Origin of the sequence: Bacillus sp. G16 (assembly GCF_021282335.1) — a bacterium.
Taxonomy (GTDB): Bacteria; Bacillota; Bacilli; order Bacillales; family Bacillaceae; genus Bacillus; species Bacillus inaquosorum.
Map to the genome: position 1 here is coordinate 72,021 of NZ_JAJSOZ010000002.1, position 20,412 is coordinate 92,432.

At 46.3% G+C, this 20,412-nt stretch carries 18 protein-coding genes and 1 riboswitch; of the genes, 5 read left to right on the forward strand and 13 right to left on the reverse strand.

Translation table 11 applies throughout. The annotated features are described in order from the left end of the window. The first annotated feature begins 2 nt into the window (after positions 1 to 2). From LWH95_RS02485 to LWH95_RS02500, 4 genes are all read left to right on the forward strand, one after another. The gene (locus LWH95_RS02485) at positions 3 to 455 is read left to right on the forward strand and encodes a DUF2188 domain-containing protein (RefSeq protein WP_003240298.1); all 453 of its coding nucleotides are present in this window, start codon (positions 3 to 5) and stop codon (positions 453 to 455) included. A gap of 77 nt (positions 456 to 532) precedes the next feature. Further along, positions 533 to 790, forward strand: a complete 258-nt coding sequence (locus LWH95_RS02490) for a GlsB/YeaQ/YmgE family stress response membrane protein (protein WP_232919001.1) — start codon at positions 533 to 535, stop codon at positions 788 to 790. 228 nt (positions 791 to 1,018) lie between these two features. Beyond that, on the forward strand, positions 1,019 to 2,296 hold the full coding sequence (locus LWH95_RS02495; RefSeq protein WP_033878536.1) for an Nramp family divalent metal transporter: 1,278 nt from the start codon (positions 1,019 to 1,021) through the stop codon (positions 2,294 to 2,296). Positions 2,297 to 2,400: 104 nt separating this feature from the next. Next, positions 2,401 to 2,667 carry a hypothetical protein gene (locus LWH95_RS02500; protein ID WP_072181737.1) on the forward strand — a complete coding sequence of 89 codons (267 nt, stop codon included), beginning with the start codon at positions 2,401 to 2,403 and terminating at the stop codon, positions 2,665 to 2,667. A gap of 297 nt (positions 2,668 to 2,964) precedes the next feature. On the opposite strand, the gene LWH95_RS02505 is transcribed toward LWH95_RS02500, so the two are convergent. From LWH95_RS02505 to lrpC, 10 genes are all read right to left on the reverse strand, one after another. Next, positions 2,965 to 4,689, reverse strand: a complete 1,725-nt coding sequence (locus LWH95_RS02505; RefSeq protein ID WP_232918890.1) for a pyruvate oxidase — start codon at positions 4,687 to 4,689, stop codon at positions 2,965 to 2,967. A 66-nt stretch (positions 4,690 to 4,755) separates the two neighbouring features. Then, entirely contained in the window at positions 4,756 to 5,205 is a 450-nt protein-coding gene (locus LWH95_RS02510) for an NUDIX hydrolase (protein ID WP_133488435.1), read from the reverse strand. 59 nt (positions 5,206 to 5,264) lie between these two features. After that, complete coding sequence (kimA, locus tag LWH95_RS02515; RefSeq protein WP_003240291.1) at positions 5,265 to 7,088, reverse strand: potassium transporter KimA; 1,824 nt, start codon at positions 7,086 to 7,088, stop codon at positions 5,265 to 5,267. 195 nt (positions 7,089 to 7,283) lie between these two features. Next, positions 7,284 to 7,428: riboswitch (cyclic di-AMP (ydaO/yuaA leader) on the reverse strand. A gap of 134 nt (positions 7,429 to 7,562) precedes the next feature. Then, positions 7,563 to 9,674 (reverse strand): cellulose biosynthesis cyclic di-GMP-binding regulatory protein BcsB, encoded by a 2,112-nt coding sequence (locus LWH95_RS02520; protein WP_232918891.1) that lies wholly within the window; start codon positions 9,672 to 9,674, stop codon positions 7,563 to 7,565. A 5-nt stretch (positions 9,675 to 9,679) separates the two neighbouring features. Then, the gene (locus LWH95_RS02525; protein WP_003240289.1) at positions 9,680 to 10,942 is read right to left on the reverse strand and encodes a glycosyltransferase family 2 protein; all 1,263 of its coding nucleotides are present in this window, start codon (positions 10,940 to 10,942) and stop codon (positions 9,680 to 9,682) included. After that, positions 10,935 to 12,644 carry a DUF2334 domain-containing protein gene (locus tag LWH95_RS02530; protein ID WP_232919002.1) on the reverse strand — a complete coding sequence of 570 codons (1,710 nt, stop codon included), beginning with the start codon at positions 12,642 to 12,644 and terminating at the stop codon, positions 10,935 to 10,937. The genes LWH95_RS02525 and LWH95_RS02530 overlap by 8 nt, the downstream gene beginning before the upstream one ends. 10 nt (positions 12,645 to 12,654) lie before the next feature. Then, positions 12,655 to 13,506 carry a cyclic-di-GMP receptor EpsK gene (gene epsK, locus LWH95_RS02535; protein WP_148982999.1) on the reverse strand — a complete coding sequence of 284 codons (852 nt, stop codon included), beginning with the start codon at positions 13,504 to 13,506 and terminating at the stop codon, positions 12,655 to 12,657. Further along, the gene (locus LWH95_RS02540) at positions 13,487 to 14,575 is read right to left on the reverse strand and encodes a glycosyl hydrolase family 8 (protein ID WP_019257505.1); all 1,089 of its coding nucleotides are present in this window, start codon (positions 14,573 to 14,575) and stop codon (positions 13,487 to 13,489) included. The genes epsK and LWH95_RS02540 overlap by 20 nt, the downstream gene beginning before the upstream one ends. A gap of 201 nt (positions 14,576 to 14,776) precedes the next feature. Next, positions 14,777 to 16,963, reverse strand: coding sequence for a DNA topoisomerase III (locus tag LWH95_RS02545; RefSeq protein ID WP_232918892.1), 2,187 nt, complete (start codon positions 16,961 to 16,963; stop codon positions 14,777 to 14,779). 64 nt (positions 16,964 to 17,027) lie between these two features. Further along, entirely contained in the window at positions 17,028 to 17,462 is a 435-nt protein-coding gene (lrpC, locus tag LWH95_RS02550) for a transcriptional regulator LrpC (protein WP_232918893.1), read from the reverse strand. 184 nt (positions 17,463 to 17,646) lie between these two features. On the opposite strand from lrpC, the gene LWH95_RS02555 reads away from it, so the two are divergent. After that, the gene (locus LWH95_RS02555) at positions 17,647 to 17,937 is read left to right on the forward strand and encodes a DUF3817 domain-containing protein (protein ID WP_003240278.1); all 291 of its coding nucleotides are present in this window, start codon (positions 17,647 to 17,649) and stop codon (positions 17,935 to 17,937) included. Positions 17,938 to 17,981: 44 nt separating this feature from the next. Here the strand turns inward: LWH95_RS02555 and amj are convergent, their stop codons facing one another. From amj to LWH95_RS02570, 3 genes are all read right to left on the reverse strand, one after another. Further along, complete coding sequence (gene amj / locus LWH95_RS02560; RefSeq protein WP_232918894.1) at positions 17,982 to 18,791, reverse strand: lipid II flippase Amj; 810 nt, start codon at positions 18,789 to 18,791, stop codon at positions 17,982 to 17,984. Between the two features lie 503 nt (positions 18,792 to 19,294). Next, on the reverse strand, positions 19,295 to 19,717 hold the full coding sequence (locus LWH95_RS02565) for a pyridoxamine 5'-phosphate oxidase family protein (RefSeq protein ID WP_003240275.1): 423 nt from the start codon (positions 19,715 to 19,717) through the stop codon (positions 19,295 to 19,297). Positions 19,718 to 19,802: 85 nt separating this feature from the next. After that, positions 19,803 to 20,348, reverse strand: coding sequence for a GNAT family N-acetyltransferase (locus LWH95_RS02570; protein WP_133488448.1), 546 nt, complete (start codon positions 20,346 to 20,348; stop codon positions 19,803 to 19,805). Between the last annotated feature and the right edge of the window lie 64 nt (positions 20,349 to 20,412).

Here is a 20,412-nt window from a genome sequence, read left to right on the forward strand (position 1 = left end):
ACATGCCTTGGTCGATGAAGGATTATCCCGCTTCATTGAAAAATCTTGAGAAGCCGGTGAAGAAAAAAGCCATTGACATTGCGAATGCGATGATTGATGAAGGCTATGAGGATGGACGCGCAATTCCGATTGCGACAAGCAAAGCAAAGGAATGGGCGGAAAACGCCTCTAAAGAAGAAATTGATGATTTCCTCAAGCATGATGATGAGACAGAGCGAGATGAAGATTCAAACAGCGGCGGAGACCCTGAGCTCATGGATAAAGCAGAGCATGTCATCAAGCATAAAAACGGCTGGGCGGTCAAAGCCGAGGGTGCCAAACGTGTGTCTGAGATCAAGGATACAAAGAAAGAAGCGATTGAACGGGCAAAGGAAATCGCAGCACATAAAGGCACTGAGGTCATTGTTCATTTGGCTGACGGAAGCGTGCAGCGAAAAATCAAAACAGTTTCATAACGCGATATGCTTTTCAATGTTTCGGGTTTGGCATAAGCGGTTATTGATTGATAAATCATTTATGAGAGGTGAGTATGATGATTAGCTTTTTGGTTTCATTAGTCGTTGCTATCGTTATCGGATTAATCGGAAGCGCCATCGTAGGAAATCGGATGCCGGGAGGAATTTTCGGCTCTATGATTGCCGGACTGATCGGCGCTTGGATCGGACACGGACTCCTTGGCACTTGGGGACCGAGCCTTTCCGGCTTTGCTATTTTCCCGGCCATCATCGGGGCCGCCATCTTCGTGTTCTTGCTAAGCCTCGTGTTCCGCGGGCTGCGGAAGGAAGCCTAATTTCATTTGATATAGGAGGCATCGTTTCGAACTGAAACGATGTCTTTTTATATGGGACCTTATCCGAATCCCTACATATCATGTTACATAACAGGGAAAAATTTGAGAGTGTATTTTAAACATCTTCGGTTGACAAGAAACCGGGATGGTCATATGATGTAGATAAAATAATTTGGTTTAAGGAAACTCTTTGTTGTATGGCAAAAACAATCAGAATTCAGGTGAGACATGATGAACAAGGACATCACAGCACAATCTCCCCGTTCCAAAGCAGTCCAAGATGCGCTTGACGGGAAAATCAGAGGATTCAGAGGGTTGCTCCCTTTTCTGGGCCCTGCGTTTATAGCAGCCATCGCCTATATTGATCCCGGCAACTTCGCAACGAATATATCGGCAGGTTCTAAATACGGATATATGCTGCTATGGGTGATTTTATTTTCTAATATCATGGCGCTTTTAATCCAATCATTATCCGCCAAACTCGGTATTGCGACAGGCAAAAACCTGCCTGAGGTTGCCCGCGAAGAATTCCCAAAGCCTGTCTCCATCGGTTTATGGATTCAGGGCGAGCTGGTCATTATTGCAACTGATCTGGCGGAATTTATCGGAGCGGCTCTGGGATTGTATTTGCTGTTCGGCATCCCGATGCTCGAAGCGTCTATTATAGCGGCGATCGGCTCTTTCGCGATATTGGAGCTTCAGCGCCGCGGTTATCGCTCACTTGAAGCCGGCATTGCCGGTATGCTGTTTGTAGTGGTAATCGCCTTTGCACTGCAGACCTTTTTCGCAAAGCCTGATGCCGCGTCAGTGATGAAGGGCCTTTTTGTCCCGACGTTTCACGGCACTGACAGTGTGCTTCTTGCAGCGGGTATTCTCGGTGCAACCGTTATGCCGCACGCGATTTATTTACACTCAGCCCTTACACAGCGGCGGGTGGTCGGCAAAACGGATGCGGAACGGAAAAAAATCTTCAGATTCGAATTTATTGATATTTTAATAGCGATGCTGATTGCAGGTGCTATTAATGCGAGTATGCTGATTGTGGCTGCCGCACTATTCTTCAAAAACGGGCTGTTTGTCGAGGATCTTGATGTCGCATTTCAACAATTCGGACATCTTGTCAGCCCTGTGTCAGCGGCTTTATTCGGGATCGGGCTGCTCGTTGCGGGACTATCCAGTTCGTCTGTCGGCACACTTTCAGGCGACGTGATCATGCAAGGATTTATCAACTACCGCATTCCGCTGTATGTACGGCGTTTTATCACGATCATTCCGCCGATCCTGATCATCGCGTCAGGCGTCAATCCGACGACCGCTCTCGTTCTGAGCCAGGTTGTGCTCTCCTTCGGCATCGCCTTTGCCTTAATCCCGCTTATTATGTTTACAAGCAATAAACGGATTATGGGGTCACTGATCAACGCTAAATGGGTCACAGTGGTTTCTTGGCTGATAGCTGTATTGATCGTTGCTTTGAATGTATTTTTAATTGTCGATACGTTTCGTTAGAAAAAACCGGCTGCTAAGCCGGTTTTTGATTTTGCGGAAAAGCTCATTGATATCCTTTTTGACAGAAATTTGTTATGATAGAAGAAAAAATCGGAGTTTTGATGATGTCAGTATTTATTTTGTTTTATTTGTGGATTATTCCTATTGTAATCGGAATTTTATGTTCTGTTGTTGCCTATAAATCCAAAGGAAAAATGAGAGTCGCACCCGGCATTGCCATGATCGTGCTCAGTATTATCTCCTTGATCACCGCGTTTACGGCCGGACACACGAATTTCCACGTGTTTATCGGCGGCATGTTTTTATTCGGCACCTTCTTGGTCGGATCTGCTTTTCCTTTCTTTTTCGGGCTGAAGAAAAAAGAGAAATAAGCTTATGAAGGCATTAATTCTGTAAGATTTGATAAGAATAAACATATGAAACACACAAGGACAAATGCACTGATCTTTTTGCTTTGAAAGAAGATGCATTTGTCCTTGTGTCCGTTTTGAGCATGGCGAACATCATGACAGGCTGCATAAATCATTCCTGCGGATCCTAATAAGTACACCGATAATTTTATGAATTCAAACATGGTTTCCTCCTAACAGGCAATATAATGCTATGATAACCAAAAATACATTTGTTTCCATCACAAAAAAACAGGGGCCTGAAAAGGCCCCTGTTTTTTAGAATAACCGCTTTAAACTTTTCTTCAGTGATGGCATTTCGATTTTTTGGTTTTCGAAGAAATTTTTCAACATGTACTTGCTGAAGCCTTTTGCCTGCCCGTAGGTGATTTTGCCAGGGAGCGGCGGTTCATTTCCGATCATGACGTCCACAACGGTCGGTTGGTCAGCGTGTAACGCCTCATGGAAAGCAGGTGCAAGCTCTTCCGCTCTGGTCACCTTAATGCCCTTTGCTCCGCAGCTTTCTGCAAATGCGGCATAGTCGACATTTTGAAGTTTTGTGACATAGTCGATATTGCCCTTGACCTGCTGCTCATACTCGATCATGCCGAGGTTTTCATTGTTTAAAATGACGACGGTGATTGGGAGCTTGTATTTGACGGCAGTCGGAAGATCCTGCATGACCATGGAAAAGCCCCCGTCCCCGCAGACAGCGATCGCCTGACGCTCCGGTTCGGCTAAGCTTGACGCAATCGCTCCCGGCAGGCCGCAGCCCATTGTCGCAAGCCAGCTGGAAACGATGAAATCCTGGTTCGCGTTCATCTTGAAATGCCGCGCCATCCAGACTGTCACAGTGCCGACATCTACAGAGAGCACCGCATCATCTGCTGCCGCTTCCTGAAGACGTGCCACGACCTGCTGGGGTTTAAGCGGTGTTGCCGCCTCTGTCTCATCTTTTTCAATTTCGTTCCACCAATGCTGCATATGTTCCGTGCAGGCATTCAGGAATCTTCTGTCTTCCTTCCGTTCAATATACTCCGTCAATTCGCGCAGACCGAGGGCCGAATCACAAACAAGGCCCGCTGTCACTGGATAGCGTTTTCCGATTTTCGCCGGGTCTGAATCAAGCTGGATTGCCGGCGTGTCATCAGGCAAATAATCGCGGTACGGAAATGAAGTCCCCAGCATGATTAATAAATCACATTCCTCCATTGCCTCGTAAGCCGGCTTTGTGCCGATCTGCCCGAGGTTGCCGAGAAAATGCGGGTGCTTATCGGGAACAACGCCTTTTGCCGGAAGCGTGACAACAATCGGAGCGGCGGCTTTGTCCGCAAACTCCAGCAGCTCCCGTTTTGCCTTTTTCATTCCCTGCCCCGCCAAGATAATCGGCTTTTTAGCATTATTAATATATTGTGCGCAAGTGACGAGCTGTTCTTTTTTCGGTTCAAGGTTCCCTTCAATATACACTGGTGAAGTGTACACGGGCTCGCGTTTGATCTTCTCTGCAAACAAATCATCTGACACGCTCAATACCGCGACGCCTTTTTTGCTGTAGGCGGTGCGGATGGCCTGATTCAAGAGATCCGGCAACGTTTCCGCGCTATGTACCTCTCTGTTGAACACAGCCACGTCCTCAAACATTTGCTCAAGCTTGATCTCCTGAAAATAATCCCGTCCAACTTCGCCTGATGAGACCTGTCCGGCAATCGCCAGCACAGGGGCGCCGTCCGCTTTTGCATCATATAAACCATTTAATAAGTGAACCGCCCCCGGCCCTGCGATCGACAGGCAGACGCCGATCTTGCCGGTGAGTTTTGCCTCAGCCGCGGCTGCCAGCGCTGCCACCTCTTCATGGCGGGTTTGAATGAATTTCAATTGATTTCTTTCGTGTCTTAATTCTTCAATAAACTCATTTATACTGTCTCCGGGGATGCCATAAACATGATCAACTCCCCATTGTTCTAGCAGTTCTGTCATTGCTTGTCCTGCAGTTTTGTGTGCCATGCCGTATCCTCCTTTTTCCTTTTTTCAATACCACAGGAGAAAGGCTTTAAAACCCGGAGACCTTTATCACTTGCCCAGTCTTCTTTTGAACAGGTCAATCGCCGCAAGCATGCCGCTGTCCTTGAGGGTGACATTTACATCTCGATCGCCGTTCTTGAAATCATTGATTTGCCTTTTTCGGTTCGGCACCATAAAAAACGGCAAACGCCGCGGAGAAAACCACTTCAAACCCGCTGTCTCCATGCCGTTCGCTATCGCTCGTCCGCCTGTTATGTTTCCAGCAAACACATGCTGTTCATCTTGAAACTTTGGCCTTTGATAGACACCTATTTTCGCAGAAAGCGCTGCTGTGTATCCCGTCTCTTCCAATACCTCCCTGACTGCCGCTGCCTCAGCCGTTTCCCCGGCATCGACCCTGCCGCCCGGCAGATCCCATAAAGGAACGTCTTTTCGTTTAACCAGCAGAATCTGCTGATTTTCGTTCAATACAATGACAAATGCGCCTTGCGTATACATTGCATGTCTCCTTTTCCCGCCAAAAAAAGACCAAGGTGGGTTCCCTTGGTCCTAGAGCTTTATTTTTTAAAATGATACGGCAGTGTGGCAACGATTATGTCCTTTTTCCAGAACAGCCGGACTCTTAGGAGGAAGGCTGATTGATTGTGAAGGATGGTGTGCCAGCGTTTTTTCGTAATAAATTGCGGAAACAGCACCATGACGGAAAACTGCTCCTTCTTCGCTTTTGCTTCTACTGTTTCCAAAAACTTATCAAACGGATGGACAAGGCTTCTGTACGAGGAGTGAAGCGTAACGAGCCGCACTCCGTTATTGAGCTCTTCCCAGCGTTTTTCGACTTTCTTTTCCTGTTCTCTGTCAAATGACACGTGAACGGCAATCACCTGATCGGACAGTGATTTCGCGTATTGAATCGATTTTTGCACGACGGTGGTGACACCGGCTACAGGCACAATCACGACCGTGCCTTTGATTTCTTCCGGCTGTTTATCTACGATGCGAAGCTGTTCGCCGACAGCTGTATAGTGATTTTTAATTACGTAAAACAACAGAACGACGATAGGCATAAAGATTAAAACCGGCCATACGACATTAAACTTCGTCACGAACAGGATCGACAGAACCATAAATGAAATCAAAGCGCCGCAGGAGTTGATCAGCATTTTTCCGATCCAGCCTTTTGGTTTTTGCTTGATCCATTTGATGCACATGCCGGTTTGCGAAAGCGTAAATGGAATAAATACGCCGACAGCATATAACGGGATTAAGTGCTCTGTCTGTCCTCTGAATAACAAGATGAGCACAATGGAAGCAACGCCTAAAAAGATAATCCCATTTGAGAAGCCTAAGCGGTCGCCTCTGACTGTAAACATACGCGGCATATACTGGTCTCTCGCCAGGTTGAAGGCAAGCTGCGGGAAAGCTGAAAATCCCGTGTTTGCCGCAAGAACCAAAATAAGCGATGTGACACCTTGGATGACATAGTAGAACACATTCCGCCCGAAGGTTTCAGATGCAATTTGTGAAACCACCGTTTCATCGGGCTTCGGCGCCGTTCCATATCCGTATGCGAGCACCGTAATGCCGGCGAACAGAATCGCCAGCAAAATTCCCATCATCGCAAGCGTTCTTGCCGCGTTTCGCGCTGGAGGGTTTTTGAAAGCCGGAATCGCGTTAGAAATGGCCTCAACCCCGGTCAGCGCTGAGCAGCCGGAAGAAAAAGCCTTAAGCAGTAAAAACAGCGTAATACCGGCTACCGGTGTGCCGAGCGGTGTATGATGGACTGGCTGATCAATTTGCCCCGTCATGAGTTTAAACAACCCGACTGCAATCAGAACCAAAAGCGCCACCACAAACAGGTAAACCGGATAGGCAAGAATCGATGCCGATTCCGAAAGCCCGCGCAGGTTCAAAATCATAATGACTAACACCAGAAAAACAGCGATCGGCACATGATAATCATGCAATGCAGGAAAGGCCGACGTGATGGCATCCGTACCTGCGGAGATACTTACCGCTACTGTTAAAATATAATCGACAAGCAGTGAGCCGCCTGCGATCAATCCCGGCTTTTCACCGAGGTTTTCTTTAGAAACGACATACGCCCCGCCGCCCTGCGGGTAAGCGTAAATAATCTGCCTGTATGAAAGAATCAGTGCGAGCAGCAATATAAGAACGCCAACCGCAATCGGTATGGAGTACCAAAATGCAGCAGCACTGATTGTTGCCAAAATGATTAGAATTTGTTCTGTCCCGTATGCAACAGATGACAGCGCATCTGAGGAAAGCATTGCCAAGGCTTTTAATTTCGTCAGTTTTTGCTCTCCAGCTGCTTGAGATTTTAGTGGTTTCCCAATCAAAAAACGTTTGATTGAATGATACATCGATGTCTTCCCCTTTTAATTTCTCATTTTTTCAATTAAAACAATAAAACATCAGCATCTTGCTCTCACATTTTGTAATAGTCCTTTCTGCTATGATGTCTCTGTATGCGATTTACATTCTAAAAAAATGAACGGCAAAAAACACAGAGGCAAACGGATGCCCCTGTGCCATTACATCGAACACAGGTTTCATTCATCTCCTCTCACGAACGCTTACGAGGTTAGCTGACGGATTCGGGCATATGAGAGTTAGCCCTACCTAAAAAGGATTCACCCCAACGGCAAAAAAGCCGTTCTATTGGGTCCCCCGCTCTGATTTCAGATTAAGCGATTTGTTTTATAAAAGAGATCATACTCCCGTTCACGCGCGTTGTAAAGGGGCTTTCGGCTGGACGAGAAAAAATAAAATGACAGGTTCCACAAATGGAATTTACATACCAAAAATAAAAAAACAGAGGCTAAATTGCCTCTGTTTTATTCTGTATCAGTCTTTCTTTTTCTGCGTCTTACGGCAATCCAAATGAACACTACCGCAATCACCATAATGAGTGCCAGCACGCCAATATACAGCCATTTCTGGCTATGATCCTGCGATGGCTGTTCTGCGCTGGAACGGTTTGTTTCCGTTTTAAGCTGCTGATGGTTTGTAAACACCTGATGGCTGTTTGTTTCATTAACGACGGTTGCCGAGTCATCGGTGCTGTTCAGATAACTGATGATCTCTTTTGTGACGGCCTTGCCATTTCCTTTTGACGGTGCAAAGATAGCCATCGTGTAGCCTGAATCCCAAAGAGAGGCTTGGGTAAATGCCACTTGTTTTGTAGTCTCATTCAGCATCTCAAAACCTGATACATCAAACGAACCGTTTTTTGCTTGCGGCACAAGCAGATCTGATGATCTCTCCTTCAGAAGAGAAAATTGATTGATGCCCCCTAAGAAAATGAGGTTCCGTCCTTTGGCATCATTTGCTGTTACGTCAGATGATTTTTTTATCGTATATGAATGCTGCGCTTCGCTGCCAAAGGACTCCGTTACGAGAGAAAGCTCCTCAAGCTTCGATTGGCTTACGGTATCAGGAAGCACGATTAGCGTTGTCTGTTCCTGATTTCCGGCGTAAGGAAGCGGCCACTCTTGAAAATCCGCTGACGGAGACATGCCTTTGATGGCGTATGACAATGTACTGCTTTTATCGATAAAGACCCACTTTTCTTCATCAGTGGTGTTGCAAGGATTGTTTTCCTTTAGCCCAGTTGTGACAAACTGAATATCAATGTAGCGGTTTTTCTGCAGCAGCTTAGGGTCCACTTTTACCGTGACATGATAGAACCCGTTTTTATCTTCTTTTCCTAATTCATCAAGCCCGACCGAGTGCGGCTGGCCGTTGATCATGACCTTCAGTTCTGCTGCCTGAGAAGCCGATCCGTTTTCGGCCGTTGAGGCTTGAATCGTTTCGGACTTTTTCAGCTTAAGCGACAGCTTTGCTGATTGATTTTGATCTAAAACCGCTGATGCAGGATAAAAGTAATGGGCTGAAGATGTTTTGTCAGCTCCAATTGTGATATCATCCGCTCCAAAATTCTCGAGGGTCAGCTTATTGCTTTCCTTTTTTTCAGCATGCTGAAGCTTGCTGATCGAAAGTGTATCGCCGCTGAGCTGGCCTGTGTAAGTCTGATCCGTGATGACGCTGATTTTTTCAGTGAGCACGTCAGCGGATACCGCTTGTGCGAATAGAACCGGCTGCTGCTTGCCCTCTGCTTTCAGCACCCGCTCCGCAAGCAGGAGTTTTTCTCCTTTTGCCTGTAAGCCGGCTTGTTTCATCAGCTTTTTCACCTTGCCGTTCCAATGCTTGTCCACTCCGATGAAAATCGTCGGCTTGTCGATTTTCTTCAGTTCAGATTCCGTGACATACGAAATGCTGATACTGCTGTCCACCGTTTTCAAATAGCCTTCTGTTTTCACTGCAGCTTCAATTTCCGCCGAACTTGGGTCATCCGGAATGACGATGGCGGTTTTCTCCGCTGTATTTCCCGATTGGGCGAAAGGATACGGATAATGGTCCAGCGACGATCCCTTCGCTTCACTGCTGTCCGCCAGCGTCAGGCGGCTGTCGGGATAAATTTTGATCCAGTTGCCGGACGTATCCTGTCTGACGCAGACGCCCTCTTTCATCACGCCGTAAAATTTCAGCGATACGTTGTGATAGCCTTGGGCAGACTGGCTTTTATTCAGGTTCAGCTTCACTGTTTTCCGTTTGGAATCACCATCAAGCTTTAACGTTTTGACCGGTTCATCGTCAATGACAGCCGTTAACGATGATGGAGAAATTAAAAGATTTGATGCCTCGTATTCAATCACCAATTGCTGGCTGCCGGAAGAGGCGCCTGCCGGGATCTGATACGTCAGCTCAGCGCTGTCTTTTGATCCGTACAGTGTAATCAGGTCGCTTGTCAGCACCTGCTGTTTGGCTTGTTCTTGGCTGCTTTTTCCGAGGAGCGAACCGCTGACCTCCACCTCTTTGGCAAAAGCCGCTTGTCCAGTCATCGCCAGCAGCATGAGGCTAGTGAGAAAAATCATTATTTGTTTCAAAAAGGTCACCCGCTTTTATGTTGATTGTATCGTTCTGTTTTGTACCATTTGACCTCCTGCTTGAATAAACGGTGCTTGATTTCTACGAATAAAGAATAGATGACCAGCACAATCCATGCCTGCGAGTATGTAAAGTACATGAGAAAAACGATAAAAAAGTTTTGCCTGTTCATTTCTGTTTTTTCAATGCTTAGCGTAATCATGACCTCTGTCATAAATAAGAAAAATGCCAAGATCCAGAGAATCATTGCCAAGAACCCGACCGACAAATGCAAATCATAAAACAGATTGACAACAAATATCGTATTTGACATGATCACGCCAAAGAAAAACAAGAAGTACGTAAAGAAAAAATAAAACAAGTCAAAGATAATCCGTTTTCGTTTCAGCTTGAAAAACTGCGCCAAAAATTTCAGCACGACATATTGATTGCCACGCGCCCATCTGGTGCGCTGGCGCCACCAGACCTTCCACGTTTCCGGCTCCTGCTCCCAAGTAATGGCGGCAGGGAAAAAGCGGATGTGATAGCCGAGATTATACACCCGGATCGTCAGCTCGGTATCCTCAGCGAGCGCTTTGTCATCCCAGCCTCCGAGCTTTTCGATAATGCTTCTGCGGATCGCAAAGTTGGTGCCTGGGATGGTGGCGATTTTGAACCATTTCCATCTGCCTCCCTGGGCCATCCACTGAAAACAGATCGTTTCGATATTAATAAACTTCGTCAAGAGCGTTTTTGCCGCATTGATGACGCGGAATTTCCCTACCACGGCGCCTGCCTTTTCGTCATTCATCAGGCCGAGCACAAGGTAATACACGGCCATTTTCTCAGGCGTGTTGTCGGCGTCATATACACAGATCACATCGCCGTTCGATTCGGCAAAACCAGAGTTAAGTGCAGAGGATTTGCCTTTTCCTGCGTTTGGCGGCTTCGTAATCACCATTTTGATGAAATCGTATTTCTCGGAAAATTCATTGACGATATCACCCGTCCGGTCTGATGAATTGTCATTAACGACGATAATCTCCAGCCGGTCCTTCGGATAATAAAGGTTGACCATCGCCTTCAGCGTCTGCCGAATCACAACCTCTTCGTTATGCGCCGGGATGAGAACACTGACCTTTGGCAGCTCCTTCATGTTTTCTCTCCACTTCGGGATGTTCCGTTCGAAGGTCATATAGTGGCGGAACCCGCCCTGCATGAGAAACATGTGGTAGAGAAGCATGACCCATATTAAACTTAGCGAGATAAAGAACAGCGTATTACCCAAGGCTTCTTCTCTCCTTAAAAATTCGTTTTTTCAATGTGGCTCTCAAATAAAACGTATAACTGACAAACATGACGACAAATAAGAGCACGACCGCGGAGAGAATCCATAACGCCTTTTCCAGAGGGGTTTGCCGATGATGATCGAAAAACTCGTCAATGGCGCTTACGCCGTTTTTCACCTGAATCGTTCCGTCACCGCTTGTATGAATTTCCACTTTGTCTGTTTTGACGGTTTGTTTCGTTTTCTTTAAATCAAGCCATTCACTGTCCGGAATGCGTTCCATCTGATCAACCAGCTCGGGCAGATATTTCATCCCGAGATACGGATGATAAAACCCCCCGGCTACTCCGCCTTCAAAATCAATCATCTGGGAGATGTGCTCTTCCATATCGCCGAGCGGGTTTTGCTTTGAAGTATCGACAAACCCGATCGTTTCCGGATACAGCGTCATGCCGTACAGCATCGAAGGAGCGGTCACATACGGAGATGCACCTGATGTTTTCCACGTTGTGCTGCTGAGCTGGACCTGGCCAAAAATGCTTGTAAAATACTGCGAAGCAATTTGATAGCCATATTCGGACATCGTATAATGCGGCGCTTCAAATGCGAGCGGGTAGAGACCCGATGATGTCAAATCCTCAATGGCGCGCGTCAGTTTTTGCTTTGTATACGTTTCTTCCTTTTCCCGAAATGGTTTCAGATAGCTGTTATAGGCTTGTTCGTTCGGAAAATCCTGTTCTTTTTCCAAAATGGATGGGGGGTCTTCGGCATTTTCGGATGTAATCGGCTGATCGGCCTTTGCATCCCAAAATTCAAAGCCCTCTCCTGTTTCACTGTAGCGATAGGCGTGTGTATAGCCGTGAACAATGATACTGCCTCCCATGCTTTGCAGCTTTTTCAGCACCTTGACCATCTTCGGTTTATCAGACAAATACACTTTGTCGCCTGTTTCCGGATTCAAGTAAACCGGTATCACTGCCAGGATAAAAGGAACATGCCTTTTATGCAGATATGTACCGGCTTGAAGCAGCAATTTTTCATCAGACATCGGGCTGATATCCTCAAGACGCAAATACAATAGCGTCGTCCCCGCCTTCTCTTCGAAAGCTTCTCTGAGCTGTTTCGCCACGATCAAATTGTCATTTAACAAATTCGTTAATCCAATGTACACATTCGCTTTTTTTGTTTTCCATATAAAAGAATGCGTTTTGCCGTCCTCGGCTTTGAAGGTATAAAGCGCCTTTCCTTTGAGGCCTGATACGCTCAGCACGTTAAGCCCGCTCTCCAGAGACACATCGGTCTTTTCCGATCTGGTGTGGACCTGATACACATTTTCTTTGCGGGCTAATGAAAGCCCGGAAAATTGGCTGATTTGGCCTGCGTTATAGCCGATGGCGACAACAGGTTTTTTTACACTGCTGATTAGAGACACCAGTTTTTTGCTAAGCTTTCTTTTCGTTTGGCCGTAATAAATCACATGGTCTTTGCCTTTGAAATCAGAGGCTTCAACATCCAAATCATTTTTGGCTGTCACATGTGATGTAAAGTGGCCCGCAAGCAAATCAAGCATTTTGACTTGAGAAGACTCCTTGCCGTCCAAGGTTGAATAAATGATGAGAATGCCGGCATCCCGCTCTTTTGCTTGTGCCGAAACGGGAAAAGCCGCAATGGCTGAAAACAGAAGCATTGTGACGCAGAGCAGCGTGATTCCTTTATAATTCATTCATCATCATCTCGTTTTCCAGTTCTTCTAAAAATTGATCAGCTGTTTTGATATCTTTGCGGTAAGGCAAATAGCAGACGTGGAACGTGAGCGACACATACTTTCCATTTTCCAGCTGATACGTATCCAATTGTTTTTTCAGCTTTGTCAGGACGGCCGGCATATGTTCAGCGGGCGTGTGCGTCAAAACGATCCCGATACGCTCGTCAGAAGGGCGGAATTTCTTATCCGTTTCCCTGACGCTTGACCTGATTTGCTGACTGACATATTGGAAGAGGCGGTCGGTTTCTTTTTCACCGTACAAAGACTTAAACTCTTTGAAATAATGCATATGCAGCAGCAAAAACACGAAAGAATTGCCATAGCGCTCCGCCCGCTTGATTTCTTCTGAAAGCTCCAGCTTCATCCTCTGCTTGTTATCAAAGCCGGTCACTCTGTCCACAGCGACAAAGCTTTTGATTTCGGATTGAAGCCGTGTAACTGAGCGCCGAAGCTCTGCTGCAATATCGTGGATTCTTCCAGCTATAAAAGAAAACAGCAAAAGCGCAATTCCCCACATAACAAGCATTTGCAGCCCTTCTTCAGCCGGAAATAGCGCAGCCTGTCCAGACTGGAAAAACATCATTAAAGTGCCGAGAACAAAGAGTACGATTAAGGTCACTGCCAGCGCGTAAATCGGGCCGAACCATATGCCTGCGGCGATGACGACAAACGTGATGCAAAGGATCAGAGCACCTTCCGATTGCTGGGCTGACACATAATAAATAAACAGAGACAGGGCTGCAATCAGCCCTGAAAAATAAGCAAATAATTTTTGTGATTCATTGAATGATATTTTCATTAAAAAGCTTCCTTTCGGCTAACAGCGGCAGCAGATTGTCAAAAGAATGCGTCTGAGTGCCGCTCATATAGCCTCCATAATACGATTTCACCGGATCAAGAATTTCAAAGTCATTCATCCTGTCATATATGGCTTTGATGACAGAGCTGTTTTCATGCTGTTCCGTTAAAAATAATACGGCCAATGCGTATACGGATGGCGACTCATATTGGACGGCAGGTTCCTTCGTATCCGCCGAATATCGTCCGTACAGCTTTCCGTTTGTCTGAAATTCCTGCTTGATCCAGTCCGCTAAAACAGCGGCTTTTTTATCCCCTTCCGGCAAATGCCAAGCAGCGTACAGCTGATCAATGAGGTTGATTTCACTGTCATATGTGTATTCCTTCGTGTCTGAGCTGTAGGTCTTCGGCAGAAAGCCATTTTTTAAAGGAGCTGAATAGAGAACATTGGCATTCCGCTGTTCCGTTTCTTCGTCTATGATTCCATTCTTCTTTAAGACAGCTAATGCATCGGGCATGACGTATGAAATCGTCACATCCTTTGAAGCGGCCTGTGAGTCGTAAAAATCTGTAAATAACCCGTTATTCATATTGTATGTCTTCAAAGCTGTGCCGATATTCCGGGCCGTTTGCGCGTAGTCGCTGCGGCCCCATTTTGCGGCGGCTTGGTCAAGAGACAGCATAATTCTCATATCATCTATCAGCGCATTCGTCCCGCTCGCTTGGCCGTTTTGAATCTTCCACGTTACCAAGTGATTGCTCAGCAGAAATGAATCAGTCAGATGCTGATATTGCTCCTGAAAATGCGGGGCGTCATTTTTGCTGACCAAAAACTCCATCCACAGGCCGAGAGATTCTGATAAATACGAAGGCTGGTCTGAAAAATCAGTTTTGATCAGCCCTTGGTCATTCATTAGATTGTGATAGATGAAATACTCTGCCGGCTGAAGCGGACTGGCGTTCGTTTCTGCCGCAGACTGATATTGGGTCTTGTTTCCAGCCTCAGCACACCCTGCGGAAAGTCCGATAGATAAGAAGAATAAGATGACAGCGATCAACACATGCCTCACAGGCAAATCCCCCTTTGTCGACTGAAGCGAATCAGACGCTCACAAATATATGTAGACGAAAATATGACTGCCATGTTACAAATTACATTTACTATAAAAGAAAAAAATGCAGATTGCTAGCTTTTTTTTCCCTTTTTAAACATTCAAATAATGGGACCTAAGTCCAATAAAAAACCTGTGCGATATGCACAGGTTTTTCTGTTATTTATCCAAACCGAGTTTCTTCAGCTGTTCTGCCAGCGCGTTGTTAATCGGCTCATCTTTATTATTTTGTTTTTTCATATAAGAGGAAACGTCCCGTTTGGAAGCGCGCCCTTTGTCTTTGTTTTTTCGTTTTTCAAATACGGAAAGCTTTTCACGGTGCCCGCAGACACACGCGAAGGTTTGGCCTTCTCCTTGGCCGCGAAGCTCCATTCTTTTATGGCAGTTCGGGCAGCGCGCGTTTGTTTTTCGGGCAATCGTTTTTCTGCTTCCGCATTCACGGTCTTGGCACACGAGCATCGTGCCGCGTTTGCCGTTTACCTTCAGCATCATTTTGCCGCATTCCGGACATGCCGTTCCCGTGATGTTGTCGTGTCTGAAGGTTTGGCTGCTGTTTTTGATTTCTTTTACCGTTTGGTTAGCGTAAGCCTTCATGTCTTTTATAAAGACAGCGGATTTCAATTTTCCGGCGGCGATCGCAGACAGCTTTTGCTCCCATTCTGCCGTTAAGGCCGGTGATTTCAAATCCTCCGGAACAAGCTGCAGAAGCTGCTTTCCTTTAGATGTGATAAAAATATCTTTGTCTTTTTTCTCTATTAAAAAGCTGTTGAACAGTTTTTCAATAATGTCGGCACGCGTTGCCACCGTGCCGAGGCCGCCTGTTTCTCCAAGCGTTTTGACGAGGCCTTTTTCTTCTCCCTGCATAAAGGCGCTTGGGTTTTCCATCGCTGACAGCAGGGTCCCTTCGTTAAAGCGGGCAGGCGGCTTCGTTTGTCCGCTTGTTTCAGTCAACGTGCGGACGGCAAGAGTGTCGCCTTTTTGAAGGGCCGGGAGTATCTGATCTCTGTCATCCTCCTGCTCATCATCCTCATCCGCCATGTCATAAACGGCTTTCCACCCTTGCGACTGCACGGTCTTGCCTTTCGCCGTAAAGGTTTCTCCGCCGATTTCTGCGATGACCTTTGTTTCCTCATATTCGAATGCAGGCATTAATACAGCAAGGAAACGTTTCGCAATCAGGTCATACAGCTTTCGTTCTTTGTCACTCAGACTGCTGAGAACGAGCGGCTCTTCAGTTGGGATAATCGCGTGGTGGTCTGACACCTTCGCGTCATTGACGTAGCCTTTATGGGATTTAATGCCGCGTTTTTTAATTTGGCTGACATATTGGGCATACGGTTTTACTTCCATGCCTTCCAGACGGTCTTTTAACGTCGGGACGATGTCACTGGATAAAAATCTTGAGTCCGTCCGCGGATATGTGACGAGCTTATGCTGCTCATACAGCTTCTGCAGCACAGAAAGCGTTTCTTTAGCAGAAAATCCGAAGCGCTTGTGGGCGTCACGCTGAAGCTCGGTTAAATCATAAAGGGCAGGTGCAAAGCTTTTTTTCGCTGTTTTTTTCAGCTCAGCAATGACCGCTTGCTTTCCATCGAGGTCTTTTACCAGACGGCTTGTTACGTCTTGATTGAACGTTCTCGTCTGCTTTGATTTTTTATCCTGCCACGTCAGCGTCATGCCATCGACCGCCGCGCGGATGCCGTAGTATGGAACCGGTGTAAACGCTTGAATGTCCGCCTCGCGCTTTGCAATCATGGCAAGCGTCGGTGTCTGCACACGGCCGCATGAGAGCTGGGCATTGAATTTTGTGGTGAGTGCACGGGTCGCATTAATCCCCACAATCCAATCCGCTTCCGCTCTGGCGACGGCAGAATGATACAGGTTTTCATATTCTTTGCCGCTGCGCAGCTTTTGAAAGCCTTCCTTGATTGCTTTATCCGTCACAGATGAAATCCACAGCCGCTTGATCGGCTTGCGGACATTCGCTTTTTCAATGATCCAGCGCGCAACAAGCTCCCCTTCCCGGCCTGCGTCAGTCGCGATGACAATCTGATTGACGTCTTTACGGGTAAGCTGGGATTTGACCGCATTGAACTGTTTTCCGGTTTTCTTGATCACAACAAGCTTTAATGGTTCTGGGATAATCGGCAGATCCTCGAGCCGCCATGATTGAAATTCTTTTCCGTAGCCTTCCGGATCAGCAAGTGTCACCAAATGGCCCAAAGCCCATGTAACAATATATTGATCGCCTTCGAGATAACCGTTTCCTTTTTTATGGCACTTCAGCACCCGGGCCAAATCCCGGCCAACTGAAGGTTTTTCAGCTAGTACAACTGTTTTTGACATGCTTGATCACTTCTCTTTCTTTCACGCTCATCCTTTTATTATAACAGACTTGAACAAGCACTCTCTAACTGCGTCCGTTTTTCGTGTCAATTTCTGAGAAAATAACGTGAGTGACGGTTTGCGCGTATGGCGATGTTTTGTTAATGAAATCTTCTACCGCTTCGAGGCTTTCAGCATTGATTTTCAGCATATAGCAGGCTGCGCCCGCAATCCGGTAGCAAAATTCGATATTCGGCAATGTTTGAATATAGCTTTTAAACCGCTCGTAATCCGCGTTTTTGACGGTTGCTTCCACAATGCAGGAAACGGGAAGCCCCAGCTTTTTTTGATCGACCTCCAGCGTGTATTTCTTGATGATGCCGAACGATTCAAGCTGCCTCACCCGTTCTGTCACGGATGGCGGCGACAGCTTAATTTTCCTGCCTAATTCCCTCATCGACAAACGGCTGTCCTTCTTCAGCTCCTCAATAATATTCAGATCAATCTGATCAAGTTTCATTTCAACATCCTTCTTTTATGATTTTGTACACATTATCTCGGGTATTTTTGTAAATGACAAGTACAGTTCCCGAGAAAAAGCAAATAAAAATGAATGTTTTCCGAACATTTTCTAAAAGGTGTCATATGCGCCCTCCGGATTGTTTATAGTATAGATGAAAACGTGTCCACAAGGAGGGCGATTTATGCTGCAAACGCCGATCGGAAGACTTCGCACGATGGGTTTTATTGAAGGAATGTCACTCTTAATCCTGCTGTTCATCGCCATGCCGCTAAAATATTGGGCGGGCCTTCCGCTTGCGGTAACAATTGTCGGTTCGGTTCACGGCGGATTGTTCATTTTGTATTTGCTTGTCTTGGCGTATGCGACCCTCTCTGTCAAATGGTCGCTGAAATGGTCAGCCGCCGGCTTCATCGCCGCTTTTGTCCCATTCGGAAACTTTTTGTACGACCGCGGATTAAGGAAATATAAATAAGTAAGTGCGAAAAAGGCTGGATCTTTATGATCCAGCCTTTCTTTTTAAAACCACTTTGTCAGCCACGCGATATAGTAGGCGCCCGGAATAAACATCAGCTGGGCGAGGAGTGTGCCCGCCACCCTTGATGTGACCATCGTTACAGAGGTCCATTTTAAATACGTATAGCTTCGTTTTCCTTTTGCCACATCGTCGGCAAGAACGGATACCTTAGGATCAACAAAAATGGCCAGCAGCATCGTCGCAATCCCGTTGATCAAGCCCGATGCCATGACGGCTGTCGTGCTGCGCTCCGGCTCCAGAAGGCCTGCGTACAAAGCTGAAAGCACGCCAATCGTATAAATGGATGTGATCAGCATGTTGATCACAAATAAACGCTTAGGAATCAAGCGAATGTGAAATCCTTTTACATACGAAATAGACGGCAGACGCAAATAGGAAAGGGCATTTTTGAATCCTTGTTTTGAGAGTCCCTTTTTGAACACTTGAAAAACGGAGCCGCCGCCGCTCGCCAAGTGAATAATCGCCCGTGAAAAAAGAGCGACGAAAGACGGAAGCAGGATAATGCCCAGGATGGTGCCGACTGTCGATCCGAAAATCAAGAAGCGGAACTGCTCGCCGACAATCGCCAGGGCGTTTTTTTCCGCATCATCAATTAAATGTCCGGTAAAGGGCTGCTGCACCATGTTCGACATTCTGGACACAATAACCATGACATTAAACAGGGAAAGCGCGGAGGCAATAAATCCAACGCGGGCCCCGGAAAGCCTTGTGGCATAAGCTAACGTTTCTATCGAGTGAATCAGTAACAAAAAACAGAAAATAAAAAGTACTTGTGTTGTAATGACATGCACGTTATTCTTCCTCCAATTTCATCCTAGAGATAAGACTGGAAAGAAGCCAAAGAGGTTTCAGTGCGATGTGTTTTTCACAATAAAAAACCGCCGGCGTACGCCGAGCGGTTTGTCTTATTCTTTTCTATACGCAAATAAAGATTATATCATCCGCCAAGTCGGGCGGGGTAGATTCATAAAGCATTGTTCCGAAGAATCATTCTGGAAAGTAAACACCATGGAAATTTCTTGAACACAAGACAACGAAAGCCCTACCTCTCAATCGTCACTGCGGCTCCGAAGCCGCGCCGGTGTGAATTGTAAAACAAAAAAGTCTTTTTTCCATCTCATCGTTAGGGGCGATTTGTTATGAAGGAAAAGAATAAGGGCAGCTGGTTTGCTACTTGTGAAGCGGTAAAGCTTCTCTCTTAAAACAGAAAAAAGAAGTTTACTTTCTTTTTTATTTGCTTATTTTTCTTACTAGCTATTCATGATAACATATCGCCCCTGAAAACACAAATTTCTTATAGCTCGAGTGAGACTGGCGTTTTCTCTCCGGCATTCATCAATCTGATATCCTCCGGTTCAATTTCAAGAATCACCAGATTCGGATCATCCTTACCGTCAAACCAGCGCTCTAATTTGGAACTCCATATTTTATCCTTCAGTTCAGCCGAATTGTTGATTTTGGCTTTTCCTTCAACTTCAACATACGCGTCGCCAAAGCCCTCACAATCATAACCTAATAAAATGTGAACATTGGGGTTATTCTCAATTTCTTCGGCTTTATGAGTGTCCTTGCTTGTCGGTGTGTAAATCGTCAGCCCGTCATGGAAAAAAGTCATGTAGCGGGAATGCGGCTTGCCCTTTTCAACCGTTGCGAGCGAGCCTACTTTATGGTGATCTAGAACATCAAGCACTTTTTGTTTAATGTCTTGCTGATTCATCTCGAATCACTCCTTTTTAACGTCTCCGCTGTTACTTTTCCACATCCGGGGAAGATTTAAACAAGAAAATGCGCGCGCTATGTTTTTATCCTTTCCATTCACGCTTTAGCAAGCTGTAATAGACAAGGTCATGATGCCTGCCGTTAACGAATAAGCCGTCCCGTGCCGTTCCTTCTTCTTGAAAGCCGAGCCGCTCCGGGACCGCTCGGCTTTTTTGATTCCCGGCAGCCGCGCAGAGAGCAACGCGATTCAGTCCAAGCTCTTCAAAAGCATATGTGATGAGAGTTCGGCAGGCGGCGGTAATGATGCCTTTGCCTTCAAACTCTTTGGCAATCCAATAGCCGATTTCCCCTTTTTGATTGATCTGATCTAGATGATGGAGGCCGATCATGCCGCATAGGGTGCCGTCATAAAGAAGCCCCGCTTCGATACTGCTTAGGTCGGCATACTCCCGCCGCCAATCTGGAATGATCGTTTCTCTGTACGTTTCAACGCTGCTGGGATTTTCCGCCCAAAACAGCCACTGGCCGAGCCGCTGCTGATTTTCGATAATGAGTTCGGCAAGCCGCTCCGCATCCTTTGGCTCCAGTAATCGAATGGTGATGTGCTCATTTACCTTGCAGGTAAACATTCCCTCGCCCCCTTTCCTTTTTTACCCATTATAGCGACGATTTCATTTTTTTCAATACAAAAAA